Annotated in this window: 7 protein-coding genes; 1 reads left to right on the forward strand and 6 read right to left on the reverse strand. The window is 70.6% G+C overall.

Annotated features, from left to right (window positions below; all coding sequences use genetic code 11):
• From I5G_RS21310 to I5G_RS07815, 6 genes are all read right to left on the reverse strand, one after another.
• On the reverse strand, nt 1-408 hold a 408-nt coding region (locus tag I5G_RS21310; protein WP_036327035.1), incomplete at its 3' end, for a hypothetical protein.
• Between the two features lie 60 nt (nt 409-468).
• Nucleotides 469-2,364, reverse strand: a complete 1,896-nt coding sequence (locus I5G_RS07795; RefSeq protein WP_022878553.1) for a YhgE/Pip domain-containing protein — start codon at nt 2,362-2,364, stop codon at nt 469-471.
• The gene (locus I5G_RS21315; protein WP_022878554.1) at nt 2,361-3,104 is read right to left on the reverse strand and encodes a hypothetical protein; all 744 of its coding nucleotides are present in this window, start codon (nt 3,102-3,104) and stop codon (nt 2,361-2,363) included. The genes I5G_RS07795 and I5G_RS21315 overlap by 4 nt, the downstream gene beginning before the upstream one ends.
• On the reverse strand, nt 3,101-3,709 hold the full coding sequence (locus I5G_RS07805; RefSeq protein WP_022878555.1) for a TetR/AcrR family transcriptional regulator: 609 nt from the start codon (nt 3,707-3,709) through the stop codon (nt 3,101-3,103). The genes I5G_RS21315 and I5G_RS07805 overlap by 4 nt, the downstream gene beginning before the upstream one ends.
• A gap of 251 nt (nt 3,710-3,960) precedes the next feature.
• On the reverse strand, nt 3,961-5,403 hold the full coding sequence (gene argG, locus I5G_RS07810; RefSeq protein ID WP_022878556.1) for an argininosuccinate synthase: 1,443 nt from the start codon (nt 5,401-5,403) through the stop codon (nt 3,961-3,963).
• Between the two features lie 10 nt (nt 5,404-5,413).
• Nucleotides 5,414-6,151, reverse strand: a complete 738-nt coding sequence (locus I5G_RS07815; RefSeq protein WP_022878557.1) for a Pr6Pr family membrane protein — start codon at nt 6,149-6,151, stop codon at nt 5,414-5,416.
• A gap of 113 nt (nt 6,152-6,264) precedes the next feature.
• On the opposite strand from I5G_RS07815, the gene I5G_RS07820 reads away from it, so the two are divergent.
• Complete coding sequence (locus I5G_RS07820; protein WP_022878558.1) at nt 6,265-7,551, forward strand: adenylosuccinate synthase; 1,287 nt, start codon at nt 6,265-6,267, stop codon at nt 7,549-7,551.
• Nucleotides 7,552-7,673 lie beyond the last annotated feature (122 nt).

Below are 7,673 nucleotides of genomic sequence, written 5' to 3' on the forward strand. Positions count from 1 at the left end.
ATGCCACGGAGAAAGCGGAACCGACCCGAGTTCCTCCCGTGTCGTGATCACGAGCCGCTGCGTGACCCCGCCCTTGAGGTCGGTCGGGACGCGCACGGTGTACTCCATGCGCCCGGCCTCCAGCCAGGGGCGCTCGAGCCGTCGCCCGTCCGGTTGGAAGGATGCCGCACCGCCGCCCTCGGGACAGGGCTGAATACTCGGATCGATCGTCAGCTTCACCGTGATCGTGGTGCCGGGCTTCACCACCGTCGCAGGGATCTGGTCGATGAGGAGCGTCCCGTCCTCCATCGTCGCCTGAGCCGAAGCGATTGCGCACGCGTAGGTGATCGCGTGCGCGGTCGACGGTACAGCTCCTACCGTTGTCAGGACCGCGAACACCGCCGCGACCAGCACCCCCCGTGCCTTCACACGCAAAACGTAGAGCGACCGCGTGCCCGTACGGCATCCGGGACGTGAACGAGAGCTGACTCAGCCGATCAGGCTCGGCTGCAGGTCGCGGAGCGTCCGGTGGTGCGTCATGCGCGTGACGCCGATCGCCGCGAGCAGCACGCCGCCGACGAGCCACGTGCCGAGCACGACGAGGTCCGTCCCGACGCGGCTGATGTCGCCTCCGTACATCACTTGGCGCATGGCATCCACGACGTATCCCATCGGCAGTACGTGGTGGAGCGCCGCGAGCGGCCCGGGCAGCGTCTGCCACGGGAACGTGCCGCCGGCCGTGACCAGCTGCAGCACCATGAGCACGAGCCCCAGGAACTGGCCCACGGATCCGAGCCACACGTTCAGCGCGAGCACGATCGCCGCGTACGTCGCCGAGGCGAAGATCAGGATGCCGAGGGCGGCCCACGGATTCGCGAACGAGAACTGCAGTGCGAACGCGAGGATCGTGAACAGCCCGACCATCTGGACGGCACCGAGGCCCGCCGGCGTCAGCCACCCCGCGAGCGTCACGCGGAACGGCGACCGCAGCGCCGTGACCGCGCGCTTGGACACCGGCTTCACGATGAGGAACAGGGCGTAGATGCCGATCCAGCCGGCCAGGGCCGCGAAGAACGGCGCGAGGCCCGCGCCGTAGTTCTGCGCCTTCGTGATCGAGCTCGACCCGACGTTCACCGGGTCGGAGATCGTGTCGGCCTGCGCCTGCCGGGTCCGGTCGTCGGAGTCCGGGATCTGCTGCACGCCCGACGCGAGGCCGTCGCGCAGCTTCGTCGCCCCGTCCGACAGCTGCCCGAGGCCGCTGTCGAGTTGGCTCGCGCCGTCGCGCAGCTGCGCGGCTCCGGTGGCTGCCGACGCGGCGCCGTTCGCGAGAGCCGACGCGCCGTCCGCGGCGGTGGAGGCTCCGGATGCCACCTGCGCGCTGCCGGAGGCGACCTGACGCGCCCCGTCGTCGAGCGTGTTGATCTGCTGGACGGTGTCCTGCACGCGCGTGTTGGCCGCCTGGAGCCGGTCGCCGACCGGGTCGAGTCGCGAGAGGATCTGGTCGATCTGCGCCTGCGTGAGTCCGGCGTCGGCCAGGGCCTTCGCGATGTCCGCGCGGGCCTGCGGGAGCTGGGCCGCGGCATCCCCGGCGATCGACCCGACCTGCCGCGCGGCGGCGTCGATGCGGTCCACGCCGCCCGCGACCTGCTGCGCGCCGTCGGCGACGCGCGCCGAGCCGTCGCGCAACTGCGCGGTTCCGTCGGCGAGCTGCGCCGCGCCGGAGGACAGCTGGGCCGTCCCGTCGGCGAGCTGCGCCGAGCCCGACGCCAGCTGCGACGACCCGGACTTCGCGGTGCCGAGGCCGTCCACGAGTTGGGTCGCCCCGGTCGTGGCATCCACGAGGTTCATTCGGATCGTGTGCAGCGCGTCGAGGAGCGTGAGGCCGGCCTCATCCGTGACCTTCTTCGCGACCGATTCCTGGATGCGCGCGACGGCCTGCGAGCCGATCGTGGAGGCGAGATAGTTGTTCGCGTCGTTCGTGCGCAGCTCGATCGAGGCCTGCCGCGGGGAGTCGCTCGAGAGCGAGGCGACGGCGTCGCTGAAGTCGGCGGGGAGCGTCACGATGAAGTCGAAGTCGCCGCGCTCGAGTCCGGTCGTGGCCTGGTCGGCGTCGACGCGGTGCCACTCGAAGGTGTCGCTGTCGAGCAGCTGGTCGGCCGCTTCGTCGCCGAGGTTGCGCTGCTCGCCGTTGATCTGCGCGCCGCGGTCGTCGACCACGAGCGCGACGGGGACGTGCGACAGGTTGCCGTACGGGTCCTGGTTCGCCCAGAGGTACAGGCCGCCGTACACGATCGGCACGGCGAGGAGCGCGACGAGGGCGAGGATCGACATGCGGGTCGAGGTGAGGCGGCGCAGCTCCGCCGCGATCATCTGCGGGATCTTCACCGGGCGTCCTCCTGACGGGTGTCGGCCTCGGGGGCGGGGTCTTCGGCGGGTTCGGGTGTGGGTTCGGGTTCGGGCGCGAGGTCGCCCGCGAGCACCGTGTCGCCCCCGGGCGCGAGGTCGCGGCCGAGCGCCGCGTCGTCCCCGAGCGCGGCCTGCGCCTCGAGGGCCGTGAGCGACGCGTGCCCCGCGATCACGAGCACCGCGTACCCGCGCTCGGCGAACTCCTCGGCGATCCGCCACCACGCGGCCGGTTCGCCGCCGTGCCGGTCGGGAGCGACGAGCACGAGCCCGTCGACGCCCTTCCGCAGCGCCGCGAGCTCGAGCAGCATCCGGATCCGCTGCGGCGCATCGACGTTCCCGATCGGGAGGGATGCCACCGACTCCAGCCCGAGTCCCTCGAGCCACCGCTGCGCGGCGAAGGGCGTGGGCGCGTGGCCTGCGAACATGAGCTCCTCGGCGACGACACCCGTGACGGTGACGTTCGGCGACGGCTCCGACACGACGGGAGCGTCGACGAGGGCGACGCGGCGGCGGAGCTGACCGGCATCCATCCGTCCGTCGATCGTGACGGACCCGCCGTCGATCTTCATACGACCGGATGCCACCAGCCCGAGCACCGTGGGACGCTGCTCGGTCTCCGCGACGACGAGCGTCGCCCGCCCGGTCTCGAAGGAGGTGGAGGTCTCGGGGAGGGCGCGCTGCGCGCGTCCCTTCGTGACCACGTCGAGGACGATCTTCACTGCGCCTCCAGGTCGGGGTGCTGAGCCATGAGCTGCCGGGCCTCGGTCCACGAGAGGCCGGCGATACCGAGCACCGCCGTCACGGCGATCTCGCGGGCCGCGGTCGACTCGGCGTCGACGCGGGTCACGACCATGCGCCCGGTCTCTTCGAGCAGGCGCGACAGAGTCGGAGCGGAGAGGTCGGTGCGCAGCTCGCCGGCGTCCTGGCCGCGGCGGACGATCGCGTCGATGCGGCGGCGGAGCGGAGCGAGGGAGGCCGCGGTCTCGGACACGTGCGCGTCGTCGAGCGCGAGGGAGGCGGCGGCCTGCACGTGCGCGGCCTCGCGCCACAGCTCGGACACGAGCCGCGCGAGCGCGAGCCGCGAGTCGGGATCGTCGATGCGGTCGGCGATGGCGTTGAAGCGCGCGGCGCCCGCGGCGATGACCTCGCGGACGATGGCATTGCGGTCGTCGAAGTGACCGTACAGGGCGCGGCGCGACAGTCCTGCGCGCGCGGCGATCTCGGCGATGGAGGCGTGGGGGTCGTGGCCGATCGCCGCGGTGGCGGCATCGACGATGCCGGCGCGGTTCTCCACGGCGTCACGACGGGTGGCGGGCGTTCTCACGTCTCCCGAGTGTAGCCCTATCTTGCACGCCCGTGTGCACTTTCCGTTCCATGCGCCCGTGTTCCGCTCCCGTTGGGGCGCCAAATCACGTGATCCGGCCGAGGTCACCCGTCGTGGCGCGCCATAGCGGGTACGTTCGGCCAGATCACGTGAACTGGCGCCGCCGCACACGCACGCAGCGCCGCGCACACAGCACGACGCCGCCCGGCCGGGGCGGCGGGGCGGCGTCGAGGGAGCGCGGGAGCGCGGGGTCAGTCGGTGCCGGCGTCGAACGCGGCGGACTCGCCCGCGGCATCCGTCGCGTCGGCGAGACGCTCGTCGGCCGCGTCGACGGGAGTGGCCGGCTCGATGATCTCACGGGCGCCGCCGACGGCGACGTCGCCGACGAGCTCGCCGGTCGGGCCGCCGATGAGGCCGAGGCCGGCGTACTGCTCGAGACGGGCGCGCGAGTCGGCGATGTCGAGGTTGCGCATCGTGAGCTGACCGATGCGGTCGACCGGGCCGAACGCGGCGTCGCCGACGCGTTCCATCGAGAGCTTCTCGGGCGAGTACGACATCCCGGATGCCACGGTGTCGAGGATCGTGTAGTCCTCGCCGCGGCGCAGGCGCAGGGTCACCGAACCCGTGATCGTGGAACCGACCCACTTCTGGATCGACTCGCGCAGCATGAGCGACTGCGGCTCGAGCCAGCGGCCCTCGTACATGAGGCGCCCGAGGCGGCGGCCCTGCTCGTGGTAGGTGGCGAGGGTGTCCTCGTTGAGGATGCTGTTGACGAGGCGCTCGTATGTGATGAACAGCAGCGCCATGCCCGGTGCCTCGTAGATGCCGCGGGACTTCGCCTCGATGATGCGGTTCTCGATCTGGTCGCTCATGCCGAGACCGTGGCGACCGCCGATCGCGTTCGCCTCGCGGACGAGGGCCACCGGGTCGTCGAAGCGCGTGCCGTTGATCGCGACCGGGCGACCGGCCTCGAACTCGACCGTGACGTCCTCGGTCTCGATCTCGACGGCCGGGTCCCAGAACCGCACGCCCATGATGGGCTCGACCGTTTCGAGCGACACATCGAGGTGCTCGAGCGTCTTCGCCTCGTGCGTGGCGCCCCAGATGTTGGCATCCGTCGAGTAGGCCTTCTCGGCGGAGTCGCGGTAGGGGAAGTCGTGCGCGACGAGCCACTCGCTCATCTCTTTGCGGCCGCCGAGCTCGGTCACGAAGTCGGCATCGAGCCACGGTTTGTAGATGCGGAGCGCCGGGTTGGCGAGCAGCCCGTACCGGTAGAACCGCTCGATGTCATTGCCCTTGTAGGTGGAGCCGTCGCCCCAGATGTCGACGCCATCCTCCTTCATCGCGCGGACGAGGAGCGTGCCGGTCACCGCGCGGCCGAGCGGCGTGGTGTTGAAGTACGTGCGTCCGCCCGAGCGGATGTGGAACGCGCCGCACGCGAGGGCGACGAAGCCCTCCTCGACGAGCGCGGTCTTGCAGTCGACCAGGCGCGAGATCTCGGCGCCGTACTGCGTCGCGCGGCCGGGGATCGACGCGATGTCGTCCTCGTCGTACTGCCCGAGGTCGCCGGTGTACGTGCAGGGGACGGCGCCCTTGTCGCGCATCCACGCGACGGCGACCGAGGTGTCGAGACCCCCCGAGAAGGCGATGCCGACGCGCTCGCCGACGGGAAGGGACTGCAGGACCTTGGACATGCCCTCGATTCTATTCGGGACGGATGCCGGCCCCCGAAACGCCCGCACCAGCGGCCACCGCCCGGCGTCGCCCGCGGAGGCGCCCGACCCCGATCGCGATCGCGCCGAGCCCGAGGATCGCGATGGCGATGCCGACGGAGTACAGGGCGACGCCGCCGTATCCCCACGGCTGCACGTGTGGGTTCAGGAACGGGTACGGGTACCACCAGGCGTTTCCGGTGCGGAAGTCGAGGGTGAAGGGTCCGCGCACGAGCGTGTAGACGAGCCACACGATGGGGAAGACGGCGATGGTGCCGATCGTCGACCAGGGCAGGGCCCGTCGGCGCGGTGCGAACAGCAGGTCGAGCAGGAAGAACAGCGGCGCCCACACGTGCAGGATCTCGTTCGACCACGGGACGGTCGAACCCTGCGGGAGCGGGATGTTGCGCAGCAGCAGGTTGTAGACGATCCCGGTGATCAGCATGTAGGTCGTGACGCTCACGAGGACCGTCGCGAAGACGCGGGAGTCGACCGTCCCGGGCCGGAGCAGCAGGACCGCGCCGATCACGAGCACCACCATCGAGGTGGCGTTCGACAGAATCGTGAAGAAGCTGAAGAAATCGATCACCGTCTGGGCGATCGGCCAGCCCTTCTCCGCCGAGTTGCCGATGGATCGGACGAGCTGGCCGACGATCGCCGCAGCGATCGCGCCGGCCGCGCCGAAACGCAGCATGCTCCAGACGATCGTGCCGGCCCCGGTGTCGCGCATGAGGAGAAGATATCGGGCGCTGCGCGCGAGGGCCACGGGGCGGAGCCGGACGGCGGTGTCGTACCCCCTCGATAGGATGGGGTGTACCGCCGGATAACACGCGAGGAGCGCACATGCCCGGAATCGTGATCGTCGGCGTCCAGTGGGGCGACGAGGGCAAGGGCAAGGCCACCGACTTGCTCGGTGAGCGCACCGACTGGGTGGTGAAGTTCAACGGCGGCAACAACGCCGGTCACACCGTCGTCATCGGCGACGAGAAGTACGCGCTGCACCTGCTGCCCAGTGGCATCCTGTCCCCCGGGGTGAACCCGGTCATCGGCAACGGCGTCGTGATCGACCTCGAGGTGCTCTTCAACGAGCTCGAGGCGCTCAACGCCCGCGGCCTCGACACGAGCCGCCTGCGGATCAGCGCGAACGCGCACATCATCACGCAGTACCACCGCACGCTCGACAAGGTCACCGAGCGCTTCCTCGGCAAGCGCATGATCGGCACGACCGGTCGCGGCATCGGCCCGGCCTACGCCGACAAGATCAACCGCGTCGGCATCCGCGTGCAAGACCTCTTCGACGAGAACATCCTGCGGCAGAAGGTCGAGGGCGCCCTCGACCAGAAGAACCACCTGCTCGTGAAGATCTTCAACCGCCGCGCGATCACCGCCGACGAGATCGTCGACGACCTGCTGTCGTACGCCGACCGCGTCCGCCCGATGGTCAGCGACACCTCGCTGCTCCTGAACGATGCCCTGGATGCCGGTGACGTCGTCGTCTTCGAGGGCGGCCAGGCCACGATGCTCGACGTCGACCACGGCACCTACCCGTTCGTCACCTCGTCGTCCGCGACCGCGGGCGGCGCCGCGACCGGTTCGGGCGTCGGTCCCAACCGCCTCGACCGCATCGTCGGCATCGTGAAGGCGTACACGACCCGCGTCGGCTCGGGCCCCTTCCCGACCGAGCTGTTCGACGAGAGCGGCGACTACCTGCGCTCGCGCGGCTTCGAGTTCGGTACGACGACGGGCCGCCCGCGCCGCGTCGGCTGGTACGACGCCCCCATCACGCGGTACGCCACGCGCATCAACGGCATCACCGACCTCGTGCTGACGAAGCTCGACATCCTCGGCGGTCTCGAGCAGATCCCGGTGTGCGTCGCGTACGACGTCGACGGGGTGCGGTTCGACGATCTGCCGGTCAACCAGACCGACTTCCACCACGCCAAGCCGATCCTCGAGTACCTGCCCGGGTGGAGTGAAGACATCTCGACCGCGCGCACGTTCGACGAACTGCCGCAGACGGCGCAGGACTACGTCCTCGCGCTCGAGGAGATGAGCGGCACGCGCATCTCCGTCATCGGCGTCGGCCCCGCGCGCGACCAGGTCATCGTCCGTCACGACCTGATCGACTGACGTGCGGTTCTGGGTCGGCGCCTACGCCCCCGACGCGGGCTCGGCCGAGGGCATCGGCATCCTGCAGGCGGGTGACGTCGACTCGGTCTGGGCGTCGGGACCCCTCGGCATGGTCGGCACCG

It is taken from the genome of Microbacterium sp. B19, from assembly GCF_000333395.1.
Classification (GTDB): Bacteria; Actinomycetota; Actinomycetes; order Actinomycetales; family Microbacteriaceae; genus Microbacterium.